Origin of the sequence: Acinetobacter sp. NIPH 542 (assembly GCF_000369825.1) — a bacterium.
GTDB classification, from domain to species: domain Bacteria; phylum Pseudomonadota; class Gammaproteobacteria; order Pseudomonadales; family Moraxellaceae; genus Acinetobacter; species Acinetobacter oleivorans.
On the sequence record NZ_KB850205.1, the window covers coordinates 365,356 to 385,645 of the forward strand.

At 40.9% G+C, this 20,290-nt stretch carries 21 protein-coding genes; all 21 read left to right on the forward strand.

The window, feature by feature from the left end; translation table 11 throughout:
• Window positions 1-7: 7 nt before the first annotated feature.
• Entirely contained in the window at window positions 8-1,123 is a 1,116-nt protein-coding gene (gene ispG / locus F886_RS05060; RefSeq protein WP_004698760.1) for a flavodoxin-dependent (E)-4-hydroxy-3-methylbut-2-enyl-diphosphate synthase, read from the forward strand.
• The gene (hisS, locus tag F886_RS05065) at window positions 1,120-2,412 is read left to right on the forward strand and encodes a histidine--tRNA ligase (protein WP_005302246.1); all 1,293 of its coding nucleotides are present in this window, start codon (window positions 1,120-1,122) and stop codon (window positions 2,410-2,412) included. The genes ispG and hisS overlap by 4 nt, the downstream gene beginning before the upstream one ends.
• 27 nt (window positions 2,413-2,439) lie before the next feature.
• Entirely contained in the window at window positions 2,440-3,138 is a 699-nt protein-coding gene (locus F886_RS05070; RefSeq protein ID WP_004794712.1) for a YfgM family protein, read from the forward strand.
• Complete coding sequence (bamB, locus tag F886_RS05075) at window positions 3,138-4,283, forward strand: outer membrane protein assembly factor BamB (RefSeq protein WP_005302249.1); 1,146 nt, start codon at window positions 3,138-3,140, stop codon at window positions 4,281-4,283. The genes F886_RS05070 and bamB overlap by 1 nt, the downstream gene beginning before the upstream one ends.
• Window positions 4,284-4,470: 187 nt before the next feature.
• The gene (gene der, locus F886_RS05080; protein ID WP_004794708.1) at window positions 4,471-5,880 is read left to right on the forward strand and encodes a ribosome biogenesis GTPase Der; all 1,410 of its coding nucleotides are present in this window, start codon (window positions 4,471-4,473) and stop codon (window positions 5,878-5,880) included.
• Window positions 5,881-6,077: 197 nt separating this feature from the next.
• Complete coding sequence (locus tag F886_RS05085) at window positions 6,078-6,692, forward strand: beta-ketoacyl synthase chain length factor (RefSeq protein WP_005302252.1); 615 nt, start codon at window positions 6,078-6,080, stop codon at window positions 6,690-6,692.
• Complete coding sequence (locus tag F886_RS05090; protein WP_081402094.1) at window positions 6,677-7,480, forward strand: lysophospholipid acyltransferase family protein; 804 nt, start codon at window positions 6,677-6,679, stop codon at window positions 7,478-7,480. Before F886_RS05085 ends, F886_RS05090 begins: the two co-directional genes overlap by 16 nt.
• A gap of 1 nt (window position 7,481) precedes the next feature.
• Window positions 7,482-7,742: a phosphopantetheine-binding protein gene (locus F886_RS05095; RefSeq protein WP_000067033.1), complete on the forward strand. Its 261-nt coding sequence runs from the start codon at window positions 7,482-7,484 to the stop codon at window positions 7,740-7,742.
• Window positions 7,743-7,747: 5 nt separating this feature from the next.
• Window positions 7,748-8,002, forward strand: coding sequence for an acyl carrier protein (locus F886_RS05100; RefSeq protein ID WP_080649511.1), 255 nt, complete (start codon window positions 7,748-7,750; stop codon window positions 8,000-8,002).
• The gene (locus tag F886_RS05105; protein WP_005302261.1) at window positions 7,999-8,553 is read left to right on the forward strand and encodes a COG4648 family protein; all 555 of its coding nucleotides are present in this window, start codon (window positions 7,999-8,001) and stop codon (window positions 8,551-8,553) included. Before F886_RS05100 ends, F886_RS05105 begins: the two co-directional genes overlap by 4 nt.
• A 9-nt stretch (window positions 8,554-8,562) precedes the next feature.
• Complete coding sequence (locus F886_RS05110) at window positions 8,563-10,221, forward strand: ApeI family dehydratase (protein WP_005302264.1); 1,659 nt, start codon at window positions 8,563-8,565, stop codon at window positions 10,219-10,221.
• A gap of 2 nt (window positions 10,222-10,223) precedes the next feature.
• Complete coding sequence (locus F886_RS05115) at window positions 10,224-10,964, forward strand: glycosyltransferase family 2 protein (RefSeq protein WP_005302268.1); 741 nt, start codon at window positions 10,224-10,226, stop codon at window positions 10,962-10,964.
• Window positions 10,965-10,966: 2 nt separating this feature from the next.
• A complete protein-coding gene (locus tag F886_RS05120; protein ID WP_005302271.1) occupies window positions 10,967-11,893 on the forward strand; it encodes an LpxL/LpxP family acyltransferase in 927 nt (308 codons plus the stop codon).
• Window position 11,894: 1 nt separating this feature from the next.
• Window positions 11,895-13,430 (forward strand): HAL/PAL/TAL family ammonia-lyase, encoded by a 1,536-nt coding sequence (locus F886_RS05125; protein ID WP_005302274.1) that lies wholly within the window; start codon window positions 11,895-11,897, stop codon window positions 13,428-13,430.
• Between the two features lie 9 nt (window positions 13,431-13,439).
• The gene (locus F886_RS05130) at window positions 13,440-13,868 is read left to right on the forward strand and encodes an acyl-CoA thioesterase (protein WP_003654902.1); all 429 of its coding nucleotides are present in this window, start codon (window positions 13,440-13,442) and stop codon (window positions 13,866-13,868) included.
• The gene (locus F886_RS05135; RefSeq protein ID WP_005302277.1) at window positions 13,868-14,497 is read left to right on the forward strand and encodes a LolA family protein; all 630 of its coding nucleotides are present in this window, start codon (window positions 13,868-13,870) and stop codon (window positions 14,495-14,497) included. The genes F886_RS05130 and F886_RS05135 overlap by 1 nt, the downstream gene beginning before the upstream one ends.
• Window positions 14,472-16,787 carry an MMPL family transporter gene (locus F886_RS05140; RefSeq protein WP_005302280.1) on the forward strand — a complete coding sequence of 772 codons (2,316 nt, stop codon included), beginning with the start codon at window positions 14,472-14,474 and terminating at the stop codon, window positions 16,785-16,787. Before F886_RS05135 ends, F886_RS05140 begins: the two co-directional genes overlap by 26 nt.
• A 29-nt stretch (window positions 16,788-16,816) precedes the next feature.
• Window positions 16,817-18,112, forward strand: coding sequence for an NAD(P)/FAD-dependent oxidoreductase (locus F886_RS05145; protein WP_005302283.1), 1,296 nt, complete (start codon window positions 16,817-16,819; stop codon window positions 18,110-18,112).
• 2 nt (window positions 18,113-18,114) lie between these two features.
• Complete coding sequence (locus F886_RS05150) at window positions 18,115-18,660, forward strand: DUF3261 domain-containing protein (protein ID WP_005302286.1); 546 nt, start codon at window positions 18,115-18,117, stop codon at window positions 18,658-18,660.
• Window positions 18,657-19,859: a beta-ketoacyl-[acyl-carrier-protein] synthase family protein gene (locus F886_RS05155; RefSeq protein ID WP_005302288.1), complete on the forward strand. Its 1,203-nt coding sequence runs from the start codon at window positions 18,657-18,659 to the stop codon at window positions 19,857-19,859. Before F886_RS05150 ends, F886_RS05155 begins: the two co-directional genes overlap by 4 nt.
• The gene (locus tag F886_RS05160; RefSeq protein WP_000762337.1) at window positions 19,859-20,284 is read left to right on the forward strand and encodes a hotdog family protein; all 426 of its coding nucleotides are present in this window, start codon (window positions 19,859-19,861) and stop codon (window positions 20,282-20,284) included. Before F886_RS05155 ends, F886_RS05160 begins: the two co-directional genes overlap by 1 nt.
• Window positions 20,285-20,290 lie beyond the last annotated feature (6 nt).

A 20,290-nucleotide genomic window follows, 5' to 3' on the forward strand; every position in this document is an offset into this window, starting at 1 on the left:
CGATACAATGATAGAGAACCCAATTAAACGTCGACCAACACGCAAAATTCGTGTTGGGTCGGTGTATGTCGGTGGCGATGCACCTATTAGTGTGCAAAGTATGACAAACACTGAAACTTGCGATGTTGATGCAACCGTTGCTCAGATTGAGCGTTGCGTTGATGCAGGTGCTGATATTATGCGTGTTTCGGTCCCATCTATGGAGGCTGCTGAGGCATTTGGCGCAATTCGTAAGCGCGTTTCAGTACCATTAGTTGCCGATATTCATTTTGACCATAGAATTGCCTTAGCAGTTGCAGATTATGGCGCAGACTGTTTGCGTATTAATCCGGGTAATATCGGGTCAGACCAGAAAGTTCGTGAGGTCGTTGCTGCGGCACGTCATCATGGTATTTCAATGCGTATTGGTGTGAATGCGGGTTCTCTAGAAAAAGATTTACAGAAAAAATATGGCGAGCCTACTGGGCAAGCACTTCTTGAATCAGCTTTACGTCACATTGATATTTTAGACCGCCTTGATTTTCATGAGTTTAAAGTTAGCGTAAAAGCCTCAAATGTGTTTTTAACCATGGATGCTTACCGCTTGCTTTCTCAGCAAATTGATAATCCATTACACCTTGGCGTTACCGAAGCGGGTATTTACCGTACGGGTACTGTGAAATCAGCGATTGCCCTTGGCGGATTATTGATGGAAGGTATTGGCGATACAATGCGTATTTCGCTTGCTGCCGAACCGGAAGATGAAATCAAGATTGGTTTTGATATCTTAAAATCGCTTGGTCTACGCTCTAACGGCATTAACTTTATTGCTTGTCCGAGTTGTTCTCGCCAAGAGTTTAATGTTATTCAAGTGATGCAAGCTTTGGAAGAACGTCTAGAAGATATTCGTACTCCAATGGATGTGTCAGTGATTGGTTGTAAGGTAAATGGCCCGGGTGAAGCAAAAGAAGCTGATATCGGGGTTGTTGGGGCTGCGCCTCGCTCACTGGTTTATCGTAATGGTGAGAAAAGCCATTTAATCGATACCGATCAATTGGTTGATGAAATCGAAACAATGGTTCGTCAACGTGTCCAAGAGCTTGAAGAAGCTAAATCTAAAGAAATTATTCGTAGTTCATCATGAGTTCAATTGTCGCAATCAAAGGTTTTAATGACATCTTGCCAACGCAAACAGTAGCGTGGAGACGTCTTGAGCAACATTTAGCATCGTTAATGGATGCTTATGGTTATCAACAAATTCGTTTACCAATCGTTGAACAAACGGGCTTGTTTAAACGTGCTATTGGTGATGCTACCGATATTGTTGAAAAAGAAATGTATACCTTTTTCGATAAAGGCAACCCACCAGAGTCATTAACTTTACGTCCGGAAGGTACAGCTGGTTGTGTTCGTGCGTTGGTTGAACATAATTTGTTGCGCGGCGCTACGCCACGTGTGTGGTATATGGGACCTATGTTCCGTTATGAAAAACCACAAAAAGGGCGTTACCGTCAGTTCCACCAGTTTGGTGTAGAAACTTTTGGCGTTGCGACTCCTGACATTGATGCTGAATTAATTATGTTGACAGCTCGCTTATGGAAACGTATGGGCGTTGCTGATAAGGTTCAGCTTGAGTTGAATACTTTAGGCGAAACTGATGAGCGTACAGAGTATCGCAATGCATTAGTTGCTTTTTTAAATGAGCATAAAGATGCGTTGGATGAAGATTCGCAGCGTCGCTTAACAACAAATCCATTACGCATTTTAGATTCTAAAATTGAATCTACCCAGAAAATTCTGGAAAATGCGCCGAAATTGCATGATTTCTTAAAAGAAGATAGTTTGGATCATTTTAAGCAGTTACAAGATTATTTGACTGCTGCTGGCATCCAGTTTGTAATTAACCAGAAGTTGGTACGTGGTCTGGACTATTACAACAAGACTGTTTTTGAATGGACGACTACAGCACTCGGTTCACAAGGCACAGTATGTGCTGGTGGACGCTACGACGGTTTAGTTGGTCAATTAAAAGGTAAGCCAGATCAATCTGTACCAGCTGTTGGTTTCGCGATGGGTATGGAGCGTCTATTGCTTCTGCTTGAGCAAGTTGAACAAGCTGAAGTTATTCGCGATTGTGAAGTCTTTTTGGTTGCAGAACCTGCTTATCAAACAAATGCCTTGATTTTAGCGGAACAATTACGTGACCAGTTAGAAGCTGCAAATAGCAGTATTCGAATCAAAACAGGTTCACAAGGCAGCATGAAAAGCCAGATGAAAAAAGCTGATCAGGCTGGAGCAATCTTTGCTTTGATTTTAGGGGAACGAGAGTGGGAAGCGCAGCAGCTTGCTATTAAAGAGTTAGCAACAGCTGAACAGTCACAAGTCGCAATTGCTGACCTCGTACCATTTTTAATCCAAAAATTTACAAAATAAACTGAACATCTGGAAAAGGACAATCACATGAGCTTAAGTGATGAAGAACAATTCGACAGCTTAAAGTCGTTCGCCAAAAAATATGGTTCTGCCATGATTAGCGGAATTCTCATTGCGTTGATTGCCTTTTTTGGGTGGACTTACTGGCAAAAAAAGAATCTGGCAACTAGTCAGGTAGAAACTGCAAAAGTACAGCAGTTAATGGATGAGGCAAATGCGAGTGCCGATAATCCGAATGCTTTAAGTTCGGTAACTGCATCAGCAGATAAAATTGTAAAAGATGATATCGACTCTGTTCAGGCCATACAGACTCAGTTTGTATTAGCAAAATTAGCCTATGAAAAACAGGATTATGCTGCTGCCGAAAAAGCTTTAAAGAAAGTTGAAAATTCAAAAGTTAAAGATGAAGGTTTGATTCAAGTTGTAAAGTTGCGTTTAGCAGATGCACAATTGGCGCAAAACAAATATGATGAAGCACTAAAAACTCTGTCTGGTAACGTCGATCCTGCATTTAAAGCAACGGTAGAAGAGTTACGTGGTGATATCTTTGTTGCTAAGAAAGATGTTGATTCTGCTAAAAAAGCGTATCAGGCAGCTTGGAATTCGTTACTAGAACGTAAACAAGAGCGACAAATTTTACAAATTAAACTCGAAAGTGTTGGCGTTTTAGTTGAAGATCCACAGATTGAGCGCCCAATTTTGGAAACACAGGTGGAAGAGTCTTAATGAATCAGAAATTCAAACTGCCTTTGGCAATTGCAATCGCATCGGCTGTACTGGTGGGATGTTCTAGTAATAAAGTAAAAGAAGTTAAACCTAATCCTCTACCGAAATTAACCGAGTCGAAAAAGACCTTAACGCCAGTGTTTTCGCGTAGTGTTTCTTCTACAGATAAAGCTGATCCATTACGTTTGCAACTTGATGCAAACGATGGTGTGGTTTTCACGCTTGATCCAAAAGGTGAAGTAGCTGCATATCGTGGTAAACAACGCATTTGGGAAAAGAAAGTCAGTAAATTAGGCTTGAGTTCTGGTGTTGAAGCTGCTGAAGGAATTGTTGTTGTTGGTAACAGTAAAGGTCAACTCTTCGCACTAGATCAGGCAACAGGCGAGCAGAAGTGGACTGCACAGTTATCTGGCGCATTGTTAAGCCCGTCATTGGTTCAATCTGGACGTGTTATTACCATTGCGAATGATGGTACTGTATTTGCACATGATGCTACTTCAGGCCAACAAGTTTGGGCTTATAAGTTACCGAATGTCCAATTTAGTTTACGTGGCCAGGCATCACCAGTTAGCCTTGACCCTCGTACTGTATTAATTGCTTCTGCGAATGCATATGTTTATGCAATTGATACCATTAGTGGTATTCCGCGTTTCCAACGTCGTGTTGCGGTAAGTGAAGGTCGTTCTGATATTCAACGTTTAATTGATATTGATGGTGATCCTACTGTAGCTGGACAGTTTATGGTAACGACCAGTTTCCAAGGTCAAGTGACTGTAACCGATCTTGCTTCTCAACGTGTCGTTTGGAGTGAAGATTCGAGCAGTACTAAACGTCCAGAAGTTTATGACAATAAAGTATTTGTCTCTTCAACAGATGGTAAGCTAACAGCTTACGATTTAGCGTCTGGTGAAAAAATCTGGGAAAATGATAGTTTGTTAAACCGTCATTTAAGTAATCCAGTTGTGCTAGGACAAGATCTTGTTGTAGGTGATTTAGATGGCGTATTACATCTTGTTGATCCTGCAACAGGTAAGTTGATTGGTCGTTCAAAAACAAGTGGTGAGGTCAATACATTACGTGTTATCGAGAATCAACTTTATGTTTCGACCCGAAAAGGCGATTTAAGTATTTGGCAGAATCGTTAATTTCGTTCGCTTGTGCTAAAATAAGCGCTTAACAAATTATGCTGTTAAAAATATCGGGGTGTTTGAATTAAATCAGTTCAAAGCCCCGTCTTTTATTATGGTCATCTCTGACCTTAAAATATATCTCCTGTACTGTTTTTAATGCTCATGCCATGAGATATGGCTGGTCTTGAATTAAGGTTATTGTATGAAACCCGTTATTGCGCTCATTGGTCGTCCGAATGTCGGAAAATCAACGTTATTTAACCAGATTACCAAGAGTCGTGATGCACTTGTAGCCGACTTCGCGGGCCTGACTCGTGACCGTAAATATGGTGATGCGACTTATCAGAATAAGTCTTTCATTGTCGTTGATACTGGCGGTATTGGTGAAAATGAGGGCGGTATTGATAACTACATGGCTGAGCAGTCAAAAACAGCAATCAATGAAGCAGATATCATTATTTTTGTGGTTGATGCTCGTGCTGGTTTATTGGCTTCAGATGAGCAAATTGCCCGTGAACTACGTACTTTGGGCAAGAAAATTTATCTTGTTGCGAACAAGGTAGATGGCGTTCATGCAGAAGCGGCTTTGGTTGAATTCTACAAACTTGGTATGGGTGAACCTTTACAAGTTGCTGCCAGCCATGGTCGTGGCGTGCAGCAAATGCTTGAAGATGTTCTTGAGAATGTTCCTGAAGACGAAAGTGAAGAAGAACATGACAAAGCAACAGGTTTACGTTTAGCTATTATTGGCCGTCCAAACGTTGGTAAATCTACCTTGGTCAATCGATTACTTGGCGAAGATCGTGTAGTAGCATTTGACCAACCTGGTACAACCCGCGATTCGATTTATATTCCTTTTGAACGTGATGGCCGTCAATACACATTAATTGACACAGCTGGTGTGCGTCGTAAGGGTAAAGTAGAAGAAATGATTGAGAAATTCTCAATTGTGAAAACGCTACAAGCAATTAAAGATGCACATGTGGTTGTTGTAGTTCTCGATGCTCGTGAAGGGGTTGTTGAGCAAGATTTGCATTTAATTGGTTATGCGCTTGAAGCTGGGCGTGCCATGATGATCGCCATTAATAAATGGGATAACATGACCGAATATGATCGCAAACAATGTAAATTGGATGTTGATCGTCGTTTTGACTTTATTCCATGGGCGAAAGTACACCTTATTTCGGCATTGCATGGTACGGGTGTAGGGGATATGTACCCAACTATTCACCGTGCTTATGACTCGTCGCATTTAAAAGTTTCACCTGCGAAATTAACCCAAATTTTGAATGATGCTACAGATGCACATCAACCGCCAATGGTGAGTGGAAAACGTATTAAAATGCGTTACGCGCATATGGGTGGACAGAACCCACCAACGATTGTGATCCATGGTAATAAGGTTGATAAGACTCCTGCGGATTATCGTCGTTACTTAGAAAACGTGTTCCGTAAAGTATATAAACTTGAAGGTACACCAGTTCGTATTGACTTTAAAACTTCTGAAAACCCGTTTGAAGGTCGTAAGAGTCAAATTGATGAACGTACTGCTGCGCGCCGTCGTCGCTACATTCAGAAATTTAAAAAAGCAGAGAAAAAATTTAATCGTTAAGCTTTTTAACGTTCAAAAACCCAAAGTTTTCTTTGGGTTTTTTATTGCAAATAAATGAGCACGTGCCAAGAGTTATGAAAAAGTGTGAGTAATAAACGTAATTTTTTGTAAATTTTATAACGAATGCTATAATCAGCATCTTTATAAAATAATTTATATTTCGACAGAATAACGCGGCTTAGGGTTCATTTTTTAGCATGGTAACATTACATCTTGCTCAGCTTATATTTACACATGCTCAGCCCTCCTACGCAGCTCTCGACTGCATCCCCGCGATGCAGCGTAGACGGTTGTCGCCCTTAGCTAAACTTGCTTTAAATAGTGCGATCGGTGCATTAGATGGTAATAAAGCCGATTATATTGTTTGGGTGTCAAAATATGGTGATGAGGCCAAAACTTTAAATATCTTAAAAGATGTTTTAAATGAACAAACTCCATCACCTACACAATTTTCAACGTCTGTTCATAATGCAATTTCTGGGCTTTATTCTATTTTATGTCAGGATGATACTCCCTCTACAAGCTTAAGCTGTTCATGGACTGAAAGTTTGATTGAGGCGTATGCACTTTTAAAGTCGATGACTGATATCAAGCGGGTTTTAGTCGTTGCTTATGATGAGCCATTACCTAATATTTATGCTGAGGCAGTCGATTTTCCTGCCTATGCAATGGCTGCTGTCGTTACTCTAGAGCAACCTAATTTACAAATTACTGCGTGGATGCATACAGATGAAGCAGATGCTCCTGCTTTTGCTCATTTTTGGCAGGATGCTGACCAGTTAACATCTGCATTTGGGTGGAACAAATGCTAAATCTTAAAAACCTCAAGCAAAAAAGTAATTATTGCTGGCGTGTGGCTGCTACTGGTTTTAGTTTTGCCAGTTTTGGGCTGGGTGGTATGGCAATTGCCTCAGTGATTGCACCAGTACTAAATGCGACAACCTCTGACTCTGAAGAGCGTCAGCAGCGTGCACAAAATGTGATTAAACATAGTTTTAAAGGCTTTACCGAAATGATGGTCAAACTTGGCATCATGACTTATTCGGTAGAAGGCTTGGAAAAGCTACAAAATAGTCGTCAAGAGTTGGTGATTGCCAATCATCCGACTTTGATTGATGTTGTAGTACTAATTGGTATGATGCAGCAGGCTAATTGTGTTGTGAAGCAGTCTCTTTGGTCGAACCCATTTACCAAAGGACCCGTACAAAGCGCAGGCTATATTTTAAATGCAGGTTCTCAGCAGTTTGTTGAAGACTGTGTAAAGCGTCTAAAAGAAAACAATGCGGCTTCTCTTTTAATTTTTCCGGAAGGAACGCGCACTGAAAAAGGGATGACCCTCAACGAGTTTCAGCGAGGCGCAGCCAATATTGCCATCCGCGCAAATGTACCAATTCGTCCAGTAATTATTACCTGCACACCATCAACATTAACCAAGAATGAAAAATGGTACCACGTACCATCTCAACCATTTCATATCGAGGTCAAGGTTTTAGATGCAGTGCGAGTATCAGATTTGTTAGACGATTTAACAGTAGGACCTAAACAAGTTCGTCAGTTAAGTCGTAGTTTTTATAAAATTTTTGATGAAGAGTTATCTTGAAATGAGCAATCTTGCTGATGAACTAAAGCAAATGATTATTGATGTTTTGGCACTTGAAGATATCACTATTGCGGATATTGATACAGAAGCGCCACTATTTGGAGAAGGTTTAGGATTAGACTCGATTGATGCACTTGAGTTGGGACTAGCTTTGAAAAAGCGTTACAACATTCATTTAAATGCAGAGTCGGATGAAACCAAACAGCATTTTAAATCAATCCAGAGTTTGGTTGCTTTAGTTGAAGCACAACAGAAGTCATAAGGAGCGTGATGATGTTATCTCAAGAGCAAGTATTAACTAAACTCCGTGAATGGATGGAAGATTTGTTTGAAATTGAACCGGAGTCTGTTCAACTCGATTCGAATCTTTATTCAGATCTTGATGTCGACAGTATTGATGCGGTTGATTTAGTTGTAAAAATTAAAGAGTTAACAGGTAAGCAAGTAAAGCCTGAAGACTTTAAAAATGTGAGAACCGTACTGGATGTTGTGACGGTTATTCAGAACATGACTGCTGAATGAAGTTTATTCTTAAAGGGATAATAGCAGCACTGTTTGTGCTGTATCCCTTTATTGTGGGTTGGAGTTTGACACACGGTCAATTCATTTGGGTAAGTCTATTACTCATCGGGTTGGGGGTCGTCAGACTTTTTGGTAAAGGTAACTCATTATTATGGCCTTTAACCGGTTTTGCTATTGTTTGTGGCAGTCTGAGCTTATTGTCACATAATCATGCGTGGTTAAAGTTATATCCAGTTGGTATGAGTTTAGGCGCATTAATTATTTTTTCGCTGACACTCATCAAGCCGCCGTCTATGATTGAGCGCTTTGCCCGACTCGTTGAACCTGATTTACCTGATTCTGGGGTGCAGTGGACCAGACAGGTGACTAAAGTTTGGTGTGTTTTCTTTTTTTGTAATGCACTGATTGCGTTAAGCACTGTGCTTTTTACCTCAACTCAGGTTTGGGTCATTTATAATGGCTTTATTTCTTATGTGCTGATGGGCATTTTGTTCCTTGGTGAATTTATTTTGCGTAAGAGACATCAGCGTTTACATTCTTCAAATCATTAATTAAAAACTATGTATTGCCATTTTCAGAAATTCATCGATTCAGCTCAGCCACTTTGTATAGACGATGCTCTGCACTCGACTAGTTTTAATTACTTTTGGCAGGATGTGGCCTTACAAGCTACTGCAATTGCTCAAATGGAAAATCTAACTTGGGCTTTATGGGAAGCAGATAGCTATGAATTTCTGGTTTTATTCTTTGCTGCTTTGCTAGCGAAAAAACAAGTACTTTTACCACCCAATAGAGTGCGTGAATTAGAACAGGATTTTGCAGCACAGCAGGTTTATTTTTTAAAGCGCCAAAATACTGAAAAAGTTGTTCCTTCATCTTTAACGTTAGACGATGCTTTTTTAGAGCAGGCGCAACTCTATTTTTATACATCTGGTTCAACAGGGGAACCTAAAAAAATTCCAAGGACACTCAGACAATTACTCAACGAAGTCCAAGGGTTAAGTCAAAGCTTTAGTTTTGATGAGCATGCAATCGCGATTGCAACGGTTAGTCATCAACATATTTATGGATTACTGTTTAAATTACTGCTACCACTTGCTACTGGTCGAAGTTTTTATGTGCCTCAAATGGCATTCCCAGAAGATGTGGTACAAGCTCAAAAACAATTAGAAACGTTGGGATTAAGCAATTATTTGATCTCAAGTCCTGCATTATTAAAACGTTGGACAACTGATGTCGTTTTGCAACACTGCCAAATGGTCTTTAGTTCTGGTGGCAAGCTAGAAAGTGGTGTTCGCCCTTTCTTAAATCGTTCGATTATTGAAGTTTTGGGAAGTTCGGAAACTGGTGGTATTGCCCATCGTGCTAAAGATGAAGATGCTTGGACTGCATTTAGTAATGTGGCTATTCGGATTGAAGAGCAACAGCTTATGGTCAAGAGTAATCATGCCTATGAGGATGATTGGATTACCACAGGTGATGGCGCTGCATGGACCGATGCAACATGTCAGACCTTTAAGTTGATGGGGCGTACAGATCGAATTGTAAAACTTGAAGAAAAGCGCTTGAGTCTAGATGCGATTGAGCAAAGTATTCAGGCTCTATATGTCGTAAAACACTGTCATGTATTGGTACTTGAACATGAGCAACGTCAAATATTGGGTTGTATTGTTGTTCTGAAAGAACAAGCTCGTGAGCAATTACAACAGCAAGGTAAGTCCGCTTTTGTCAGCCATTTAAAACAACAATTAAAAGACAGCTTGGAAACGATCGCGATTCCTCGTCAATGGCGTTTCCTCAGTCAGCTACCACAAAATACTCAGTCCAAACTCAATAAAAACTATTTGAAAACTCTATTTAAGCCTATGTTACAACCCGTGGTGCTGTCACAGTCTCAAAATTCAGATGACTACATTTGGGAGTTGGAATTTCCACCCGAGTTAGTTTGTTTTAAAGGGCATTTCCCAACACAGCCCATTTATCCTGGGGTTGGGCAAATAGGTTTTTTACAACATTTTGCTAAATCAATTTGGTCTGATTTGAGCTGGTGTCAGGGGTATGAGCAGTTAAAATTTCAAAACCTGATTCGTCCGTATGCTGTGGTACAACTCAAGCTTGCTCGAAAAGAGCATAAAGTGAGTTTTGAACTACGCGATTCAGAACAGATTCTGGCTTCAGGGCGATTATTATTTGCTTTGCAAACGGAAGTAGAGGGTTAAAAATGCAGACCAATTACGGCTTTGTTATTCCGGTTTATAATCATCCACATTATTTAGCAGATTTGATTTCTTATCTGGACAGTTTTGATCTACCGATTGTGTTGGTCAATGATGGAAGTGATGATGCTTGTAGCCAAATTTTAAAAGGATTGGCAGAGCAATATTCTCAAATTCATCTTATTGAACATGAGGTGAATAAGGGTAAGGGACAAGCCGTAATGACTGGTTTACGTGCAGCCTATGAGCTTGGTTTAAGCCATGCATTACAACTCGATTCAGATGGTCAACACTGCTGGGATGACATTCCAAAATTTATTGAGCAGTCTCGACAACATCCAGATGCAATGGTAATTGGTCAGCCATACTTTGATGCCTCTATTCCTAAAAAGCGCTTATATGGCCGTTACATTACCCATTTTTGGGTCTGGTTAAACAGTTTGTCTTTTGAAATTAAAGACAGCATGTGCGGGTTTCGCGTGTATCCGCTTGAGAGCACAATAAATGTTTTAAATAGTGCTAAATTTCAGCCACGTATGGGTTTTGATAGTGAAATTTTAGTGCGTTTAAAATGGGAAAATACCCCTTTTATTAATGTCCCGACACCTGTGGTTTATCCAGAGCAGGGTATTTCTCATTTTCATGCTTGGCGAGATAACTTAGGTCTGAGTAAAGCACATGCAACTTTGTTCATGGGCATGCTGATTCGCCTACCGAAGCTGTTAAAGCAAAAACTGCAAGGTTAATTATGACAGATTCAGCTTCACCAAAATGGAACGACATTAAAGAGCGAGGCGGTATGTTGCCCCTTATGCTCGTGTTGTGGTTTTACCGTTTTGGTGGACGTTGGTTATGCAAGTTGGTGATGTACTTCGTTATTATGTGGTACTGGTTATTTGCTGCCACTGCACGACAGGCTTCCTTACTTTATTTACAAAAACTGCATCATTTTGCTGGATCACAGTCGCCTTTTAGCCACCAACCAAATTGGACAAATAGCTATGCGCATTTCATGCAATTTGGCGAATGTATTTTAGATAAGATTGAGGGTTGGCTAGGCCATATCTCCGAGCAAAATCTAGAAGTTTTTGGACATGAAAACTTCTCGCAGCATTATCAAAAAGGCGCTCTTATTGTTGTCTCTCACTTTGGCAATATTGAATTGCTTCGAGCTATTAAGTCAGAGCATCCGCAGAAAATTAATGTGCTGGTTTACCAAAAGCACGCGACAAAATTTAATGAGTTTTTGAAAAAAATAAATGATAAGGCAGATGTCTGTCTTTTATCAGTTGATGAGCTGGGTATTGAAACTGCCATGCTATTGCAAGACAAAATGCAGCAAGGTGAGTGGGTCATTGTAGCGGCAGATCGAGTGCCTGTGCAGTCAGATCGTGTACAGCATGTTGATTTTTTAGGGGAGTCAGCAGCTTTCCCACAAGGGGCTTGGATTTTAGCAAATTTACTCAAAGTGCCTGTTATTGCGGTGTTTTGCTATCGGGTGCAACAGCAGTTTCAAGTGCATATTCATTCAATTGCTGAGCAGGTGAGTTTACCCCGTGCTCACCGTATTGAAAGTATGCAAACCATCACTAAAACGTACGTTGCCGTACTAGAACAGCATTGTCTGCGTGCCCCTTATCAATGGTTTAATTTTTATAATTTTTGGACGAAATAACATGCGTGTGTTAACCGTAGGTGAACAACCACTGAGTATTGAAGATGTCGTTTCTGTAGCCAGAGGCGAATGTCAGGTTGCTTTACCAGAAACGTCTGAGTGGCGTGAACTGATTCAAAAAGGTGCTGATTTTCTCGATCAGCTCCTTGAAGAAGAAGGGGTTATCTACGGTGTGACCACGGGTTATGGTGACTCATGTTTGGTTGAAGTGCCATTACATCAGGTTAATGAACTACCGCTGCATCTTTCACGCTTTCATGGTTGTGGTTTAGGTGAAAATTTAGATGTCATCACTGCACGTGCAGTAGTTGTGACACGTTTATGTTCATTGGCTCGCGGTTATTCAGGCGTGTCGATAGCACTACTTGAGCGCTTGGTTTGGTTGCTGAATGAAAATGTAATTCCAGTCATTCCATCTGAAGGTTCAGTCGGGGCAAGTGGTGACTTAACACCGTTGTCTTATATTGCGGGAACTTTAGTCGGTGAACGTGACGTCTATGTCGATGGGCAAATTGTTCCTATTGCTCAAGTCTATGCTGAAAAAAATATGTTGCCTTTAACGCTTAGACCTAAAGAAGGTTTGGCGCTCATGAACGGCACAGCGGTGATGACGGCGATTGCTTGTTTGAACTATAAAAAAGCAGAGCAAATTGCACTTGCAAGTACTTTAATTACTGCTCTAAATGTATTGGCTTTGGAAGGTAATCCTAGTCATTTTGATGAAGTACTATTTGCACAAAAGCCCCATCCGGGGCAGCAGCAAATTGCCAAGCAATTACGTGACTGGCTGAACAGTGAAGTACAAACAGCACATCAAAGTCCACGCTTGCAAGACCGTTATTCGTTGCGCTGTGCACCACACATCATTGGTGTTTTTGAAGACTCAAAAGTATGGTTACGTCAGTTTATTGAAAATGAACTGAATTCAAGTAACGACAATCCATTGATTGATCCAGTCGGTATGCGTGTGTTGCATGGCGGTCATTTTTACGGTGGACACATTGCACAAGCAATGGATAGCTTAAAAATTATGATTGCCAATATTGCTGACTTGATGGATAGACAGATTGCACAACTAGTCGATCATAAAATGAATCATGGTTTACCACGTAATTTAACGGGTGCAACGGCTGAACGTTTGCCACTGAATCATGGTTTTAAAGCGGTACAAATCGGAGTATCGGCGTGGACGGCTGAAGCCTTAAAAAACACTTTGGCAGCTTCAATTTTTTCACGTTCAACCGAATGTCATAACCAAGACAAAGTTAGCATGGGAACTATTGCTGCGCGTGATGCGAGCCGAGTAATTACCTTAACACAGCAAGTCATTGCAGCGCTGTGCTGTGCAAGTGTGCAGGCGATTCACTTGAAAGGCCTCACCACACAGTTAAGTCCAACATTGCAGGCATTTATGCAATGGACCTTACAAAGCTTTGCATTTGTCGAAGAAGACCGACCATTACAAACCGAATTACAACAGATTGTTGATCGTTTAGACCAACTTGAACTGTTTAATCAACCAGAATTTATGGGATAAGGTGAGCCAATGCATGCAGATGTAATCATTGAAATTCCATTTCATGATGTCGATACCATGAATGTGGTTTGGCATGGACACTATTTAAAATATTTTGAGATTGCGCGCTGTAAATTGCTCGATCAATTTCATTACAACTATATGCAGATGAAAGAATCAGGCTATGCATGGCCTGTGATTGAAAGCCATGTTCGCTATGCATACGGTATTGAGTTTGAACAAAAGATTCGGGTTCGGGCCATTTTAAAAGAATGGGAAAACCGTTTGAAAATTGATTATTTGATTTTTGATGCTGAGTCAGGAAAACGTTTAACCAAGGGTTATACCACACAGGTAGCGGTGAATATTGAAGCTCGTGAAATGTGTTTTCAATCGCCACAGGTTTTGTTTGATCGCTTGAATGCATGGTCTGAGTTTCAACCGAAGAGGAATACGTGATGTCTCAATTCATCAAAACTTTAGGTTTAGGTGCTGCTGTTTGGATGAGCAGTTTAAGTGCGGTCTATGCAGCGCCAACACAGATCACTCAAATTTTTCAGCAATTGTCACAGTCTCCTACGGTTCGTGCTGATTTTGAACAGCAAAAAAAATTGCCATCGTTGAATAAAACTTTTATATCGAACGGCTCTTTGTTGTTCTCAAAATCTTATGGTGTAGCCTGGCAAATCAAACGACCTGTACAAGCAGATTTGATTGTTACCCCAACCAAATTGGTACAGAAAACTCAGCGTACATTTAGCCAAATACAAGTTGATCAATCGCCATATAGTTCGGTCGCGACTTTATTCTTACAGCTCATGTCTGGTAATGAACAGGCTTTGGCAAAGAATTTTAATGTGGTAAGTGCGAATTATAGTCCAGCGGGTTGGAGCATGAGCTTAACTCCGAAAAGTAGCTTGTTTAAAAAGTTATTTGTGCGTGTTGATGCTCAAGGTCAACAGTACGTTAACCAAATCGTGATTACCGAGAAAGCGAATAATTTAACGACCATCCGCTTTAGTCATCAGACTTCTCAACCGACGACTCTAACGGCTGCTGAGCATGCGATTTTCCAACTGGCAAAATAAGTTCACCGCGCTTTGGTTAATCGCTCTGCTACTGATTGCGGTAGGGCTTGGCGTGACGTGGCTGAATAAAGATATTCATATTCAAACTAATATTTTTGCGTTATTGCCTAAGGTTCAGCAAGACCCAGAACTTGCACGTACTCAGCAGTACATGAATGAGCAACTCAACAATAAAGTATTTGTGGTGGTAGATGCCAAAGATGAAGCTGCGATACAACAAGCGACTCATTTCTTAACAGCGCAGGCCAAGCAAAGCCAGTTGTGGCAACCGCTGAAGCCACAACTTGATTTTGATCAATTTGCAAAACAGTTGTATCAACATCGCGCAGGTTTGTTGAGTGCTCAAGATCAAGCCTTAGTGCAAAAAAAGGATTATGCTGCGCTGACTGAACAAAGTCTGATGCAGATGATGAGTCCAGGCATGCCTGTCACTGCTGAATCACTTAAGCAAGACCCGCTATTATTGTTCCCCCGTTATGCCATGCAGTTGGCAACCCCGTCGCAACAAGATATTGAAATGGAGCAGGGCTTTGCCACGATTCATCATGAGCAAGGTATCTCTCGGCTTTTCGTATTACAGTTGACGCAAAGCCCATACAATATTGATTACCAAGAACAGACCTCTACTTGGATTGAGCAAACTAAGCAAAATTTAGCTGCAATGGGATTAAAATCTCATTGGACTGGAACTATTTTATTTTCAAATTTTGGGACGCAATCGGCTAAACAGGAAATCTCAACCATTGGTGTTGGCTCGACACTGGGCTTAATTTTTCTGGTTTGGTTCGGCTTTCGCTCATTGAGACCTTTGGCGACCGAGTTTATTGCAGTTTCGACTGGAAGCTTTGTGGCGTTTGCAGTCACACATTGGGTGTTTGGTGAAATTCACCTGATGACATTGGTCTTTGGTGCGAGTCTGATTGGTGTCTGTGTCGATTTTTCATTTTATTTTATGGCGATGCAATCGCAGCATAGAAAGCTTGGTGGTTTTCAAATTTTAAAACCGCTATTACCAAGTTTGTTTATGGGCTTAATGACCACATTGGTTGCGTATATCTTTTTGAGTTTTACTCCGTTTCCTGGGTTCAAGCAGATTGCAGTCTTTTCAATTATAGGATTAACTGCGGCGTGGATTAGTAGTGTACTGTTATTACCAAGATTACCTGCACTCAATGCCAAGCCAGCAATAAAAGCACTGTCGTGGATTGGACAAGCACGCTTATGGTTTCAGCAACGAGCCAAAGTTCGTTATAGCTTGATTGCAATCATTTTAGCAGTAGGTACGGCGAGTCTTTTCTATCTTAAAAGTAACGATGATATTCGTAATTTACAAGGTATGGACGCGAGCTTAAAACAGCAAGACCAAGCGGTTCGTGAGCAATTTGGCCAGCAACAAAGTAGTGATTATTTTGTGGTGCGTGCAGCATCGGCAAATGAAATGCAGCAACAAGAGCAGCAACTGATTGGACATTTGCAACAGTTACAGTCACAAGGGAAAATCAGTGCATTTCAAGCTTTGGGACAATGGATTCCACCATTGGCAGAGCAGCAAAATAATCTACAATTATTAAGAAATATTCCAAAAGTGACTTTGCAGCAATATGCACAAAGCATGGGGCTAAATCTTAATGATGTTTTACAGTGGCAACAGCAACTGGTGACACAACCGTTATTAGATTTTTCTGTATTTAAAGATCATCCTTTAGCTTTTTTACAACCTCAAGCTAATGAACGATTAGTCATGGTGACAGGGGTGAAGCAACCTGACGTGTTGAAGCAGCTTCAGAATGAGCACATACATTTCCAGCAACCGATTACCGAAATGTCGCAAATGTTTGCTGAACATCGAGTGCAGGCTCAACATCTTCTGATTTATGCCTTAATTGGTCTGGCGGTTGGTTTAGCGCTTATTTATGGACTAAGTTCGATTGTGCCATTGGTTCTGCCAGTCAGTTTGGCTTTACTGAGCACTTTTGCTATTCAGGCATGGTTAGGTGTCGAGATTAACCTGTTTAGTATTATGGCGACATTCCTGATTATTGGGATTGGTGTCGACTATGCAATTTTCTACCGACATGGACATGATCACCCGCAAGTAGTTGGAATGGCATTGTTTTTATGTATGATGTCGACCTTACTTGGCTTCGGATTACTTTCATTTAGCCATACTTATGCAATTCATTGTTTTGGTTTAACGGTTTTATTCGGGGTTATTTTCTCGTTTATCTATGCGACTTTGTTAACTCCCGCAGATGAAAAACATATCGTGAATTTACAAGACCATTCATAATTTGAATAAATTAAAAAGGAAGTTGTGCTATGAGCACTATAGAAAAAATTGACGTCGTGATTATTGGGGCTGGGCCATCAGGGAGTTCTGCTGCTGCACTTCTTCGGAAAAAAGGTTATACCGTTACGGTCATTGAAAAACAGCATTTCCCCCGTTTTTCGATTGGTGAGTCATTGTTACCTCAATCTATGGCATTTTTAGAAGAAGCTGGCTTATTGGAGACAGTCCGTGAGCATGTTGAGCAATATGCTTTTCAATTTAAAAATGGGGCGGCTTTTCTACGTGGCAAACAGCGTAGCTTTTATGACTTTACAGAAAAATTTACGGATGGTCCGGGGACAACTTGGCAAGTTCGCCGTGCAGATTTTGACAATTTATTAGCAAAACAGGCTCAAGTTTATGGCGCAGACATACGCTTTGGACATGAAGTCTTAGATGTTGATGTTGCATCTGAACAGCCTGTACTTACAGTAATTGATGAAGAACAACAGCGTTATCAGATTCAAACTAAATTCTTATTAGATGCGAGTGGCTTTGGGCGAATTTTGCCAAAGTTATTAGATCTAGAAAGTCCATCAAATTTTCCGGTACGACGTGCGCTGTTTACCCATATTGAAGATGGTATTACCGATGATCCTGAATTTGATCGTAATAAAATTTTAATTACGGTGCATGAAAAAGATCATCGCGCATGGTATTGGCTGATTCCATTTGCAGATGGACGGGCTTCTTTTGGTATCGTTGCAGAACAAGACTTTTTTGACAAATACACGGTCGAAAATGCTGAAGATAATGAACCAGAGGCAATGTTCAAACGTATTTTGGCTGATGAGCCAAGCTTGTCACATGTCTTGCGCCATGCAAAGTTTGATACACCTGTGCGTACTTTGGTGGGCTACTCAGCGAATGTAAAACACTTGGCAGACCGCAACTATGCGCTATTAGGTAATGCGGGTGAGTTTCTTGATCCAGTCTTTTCATCAGGTGTGACGATTGCTCTTAAATCTTCAAGTTTGGCGGTTCCTTTAGTTGAACGAGTTTTACAAGGTGAGCAAGTCGACTGGTTAGAAGAATATGAAAAACCATTACGCCGCGGCATTCAGGTGTTTCGTGCCTATGTTGAATCATGGTACGAAGGCGAGTTCCAAGATGTGGTGTTCTCGAAAAATCAGAATGAAGGTATTCGCCGTATGATTTCTTCATTATTGGCTGGTTATGCGTGGGATGAAAAAAATCCAATCCATAAAAATGCTAAACGTAGGCTCAGCACCTTGGCAGAATATTGTCGTGAAGGCTTGGCGCAAGAACAGGTACTTGAGGGATAACCATGCAACGCAAATGGGCAACGATATTACTCAGTAGTTTGATATTTTTAAATGGTTGTCAGGTCATGCCACATGCTAAAGGGCTGCAAAGTCCTCTATGGCTGGCTCAGACTTATCAAAGACAAGATCAGGTTGAGGTCCAGTGGAAGCAGCAAAGTTTTAGCTTCTTGTTATATCAACAGCAAAAGGGCGCTGTACTGGATATGGTCGCTTTGAGCCTAACAGGCCAGCAATTATTTAAGTTACAGTTTGATGGGCATCGGGTTCATGTTGAACAGTGTATTGATCAAATGCGTTTATTGCCTTTTGAGTTTGTGGTGCGTGACCTTTTGTTTGCAACATACCCTCAGTTTTCGCATTTAGGGCAGCAAGCTGTAGAGATGAAACAACAAGCAGACAAGCAGGTTGTTTATATTGAAAAGCAGCCTGTGTTGCAGGTTAAACAAGGGCAAGGAAGCATTGAATTGATTAATGAACAAGTCCCTTATACCATGACGCTGAGTTCGATTGAGAACACTTTACAGACAGAAGAAAGTCCTACGCCATGAAACATCTACCTTCAGCAAATGCAGCTCCAATGGCAGTAGGCATAAAATTTAGTGTTGGTTTATCTGCATTAGGCTGTGAACTTAATCAAATTAAACAGGTATTACAACAGCCGCAGCAAACCTTGAGTTTGCGAGATGATTTAATCGTTGATCGTGATGTTTGGGTGGGACAATATACGCATCCATTATGTTCGAGCGTACCCGATACTTTACAGTCTGTAGATTCACGTAATCTACGTTTTGCCTTAACCGCATTATCTGAAATCGAAATAGAGTTAAAAGCTTATACAGCATCCTTTGAAAATAAACGTTTGGCCATTGTGGTGGGCACATCGACTTCTGGTATTGCAGATAATGAATTATTGCTTAAGCAATATTTTCAAGGGCAAACCGATCTATCGATATCTCATTATCCCCAAGAAATGAGTTGTTTAGCGAAAGCATTGCAGCAGTACTTAGGATGGGAAGGGCCAGCCTATACGATTTCAACAGCTTGTTCTTCAAGCGCTAAAGCATTAGCCGCAGGGCAGAGATTACTTCACGCAGATTTAGCCGATGTTGTGCTAGTCGGTGGCGTCGATACCTTGTGTAAGTTGACTCTAAATGGGTTTAATAGCCTAGAAAGTTTATCTGAACATATTTGCCAACCCTGCGGTCTAAACCGTGATGGTATTAATATTGGTGAAGCCGCTGCGTTTTTTGTACTAAGTAAAGAACAAGCACCTGTCATGTTAATGGGGGCGGGTGAATCTATGGATGCATGGCACATTTCGGCCCCGCATCCTGAAGGCAAAGGTGCTGCTTTAGCTATGCAACGTGCATTAGATATGGCACGTATTTCAGCTCAAGAGGTGGGTTATATCAATTTGCATGGAACAGCAACTCCACAAAATGATGCAATGGAAATTAAGGCTGTAAGGCAAATTTTTGGCGATTACCAAGTTGCTTTAAGTAGTACAAAACATAAAACTGGACATTGTCTTGGTGCAGCGGGTGCCATAGAGGCTTTTATTTGTGAGCAAGTTTTAAAAGATCAAAATTGGTTGCCTTTACATCAAAGTGTTGAGATTGATCCAGATTTGGCTGACCAAAACTATGTGCAAAATGCCGAACTAAAACAGCCCATCCGCTATGTCATGAGTAATTCTTTCGCTTTTGGGGGAAGTAATATTAGTCTTGTTTTTGGAGTGAAGCCCTAGTGAAACTAGATGCAATTCAATATATTCCTCATGAGCAACCGATGGTATTTATTGACCATTTAACTGAGGTTGCAGAAGGGCGGGCGCAAGCAGAACTTACGATTACGCCAGAGCTTATGTTTTGTGAAGCAGAAGGTTTGCCGACATGGGCAAGCATTGAAATTATGGCACAAACGATTAGTGCTTATTCAGGCTGGCAAGGTCAGCAGTCAAAACAAGCGCCAAAAGTCGGTTTTTTATTGGGAACGCGTAAGTTAAATTTACCGATCCCTTATTTCGCCTTGGGTTCTCGATTGATCATTCAAATAGAACAACAATATTTTCATGAAGGACTTGGGCAATTTTCCTGTGAAATTCAATATGCTGAGCACTGCATTCAGGCAACGTTAAGTGTATTTGAACCAACAGAATCACCATTTGAATAACCACAA

What these genes read in the sequence shown, in the direction of transcription:
- F886_RS05125 (WP_005302274.1), top strand. Translation starts at nt 11,895, where the DNA reads ATGCGTGTGTTAACCGTAGGTGAACAACCACTGAGTATTGAAGATGTC.
- F886_RS05085 (WP_005302252.1), top strand. Translation starts at nt 6,078, where the DNA reads ATGGTAACATTACATCTTGCTCAGCTTATATTTACACATGCTCAGCCC.
- hisS (WP_005302246.1), top strand. Translation starts at nt 1,120, where the DNA reads ATGAGTTCAATTGTCGCAATCAAAGGTTTTAATGACATCTTGCCAACG.
- F886_RS05145 (WP_005302283.1), top strand. Translation starts at nt 16,817, where the DNA reads ATGAGCACTATAGAAAAAATTGACGTCGTGATTATTGGGGCTGGGCCA.
- F886_RS05105 (WP_005302261.1), top strand. Translation starts at nt 7,999, where the DNA reads ATGAAGTTTATTCTTAAAGGGATAATAGCAGCACTGTTTGTGCTGTAT.
- F886_RS05130 (WP_003654902.1), top strand. Translation starts at nt 13,440, where the DNA reads ATGCATGCAGATGTAATCATTGAAATTCCATTTCATGATGTCGATACC.
- bamB (WP_005302249.1), top strand. Translation starts at nt 3,138, where the DNA reads ATGAATCAGAAATTCAAACTGCCTTTGGCAATTGCAATCGCATCGGCT.
- F886_RS05070 (WP_004794712.1), top strand. Translation starts at nt 2,440, where the DNA reads ATGAGCTTAAGTGATGAAGAACAATTCGACAGCTTAAAGTCGTTCGCC.
- F886_RS05115 (WP_005302268.1), top strand. Translation starts at nt 10,224, where the DNA reads ATGCAGACCAATTACGGCTTTGTTATTCCGGTTTATAATCATCCACAT.
- F886_RS05110 (WP_005302264.1), top strand. Translation starts at nt 8,563, where the DNA reads ATGTATTGCCATTTTCAGAAATTCATCGATTCAGCTCAGCCACTTTGT.
- der (WP_004794708.1), top strand. Translation starts at nt 4,471, where the DNA reads ATGAAACCCGTTATTGCGCTCATTGGTCGTCCGAATGTCGGAAAATCA.
- F886_RS05155 (WP_005302288.1), top strand. Translation starts at nt 18,657, where the DNA reads ATGAAACATCTACCTTCAGCAAATGCAGCTCCAATGGCAGTAGGCATA.
- F886_RS05120 (WP_005302271.1), top strand. Translation starts at nt 10,967, where the DNA reads ATGACAGATTCAGCTTCACCAAAATGGAACGACATTAAAGAGCGAGGC.
- F886_RS05150 (WP_005302286.1), top strand. Translation starts at nt 18,115, where the DNA reads ATGCAACGCAAATGGGCAACGATATTACTCAGTAGTTTGATATTTTTA.
- F886_RS05135 (WP_005302277.1), top strand. Translation starts at nt 13,868, where the DNA reads ATGTCTCAATTCATCAAAACTTTAGGTTTAGGTGCTGCTGTTTGGATG.
- ispG (WP_004698760.1), top strand. Translation starts at nt 8, where the DNA reads ATGATAGAGAACCCAATTAAACGTCGACCAACACGCAAAATTCGTGTT.
- F886_RS05140 (WP_005302280.1), top strand. Translation starts at nt 14,472, where the DNA reads ATGCGATTTTCCAACTGGCAAAATAAGTTCACCGCGCTTTGGTTAATC.
- F886_RS05095 (WP_000067033.1), top strand. Translation starts at nt 7,482, where the DNA reads ATGAGCAATCTTGCTGATGAACTAAAGCAAATGATTATTGATGTTTTG.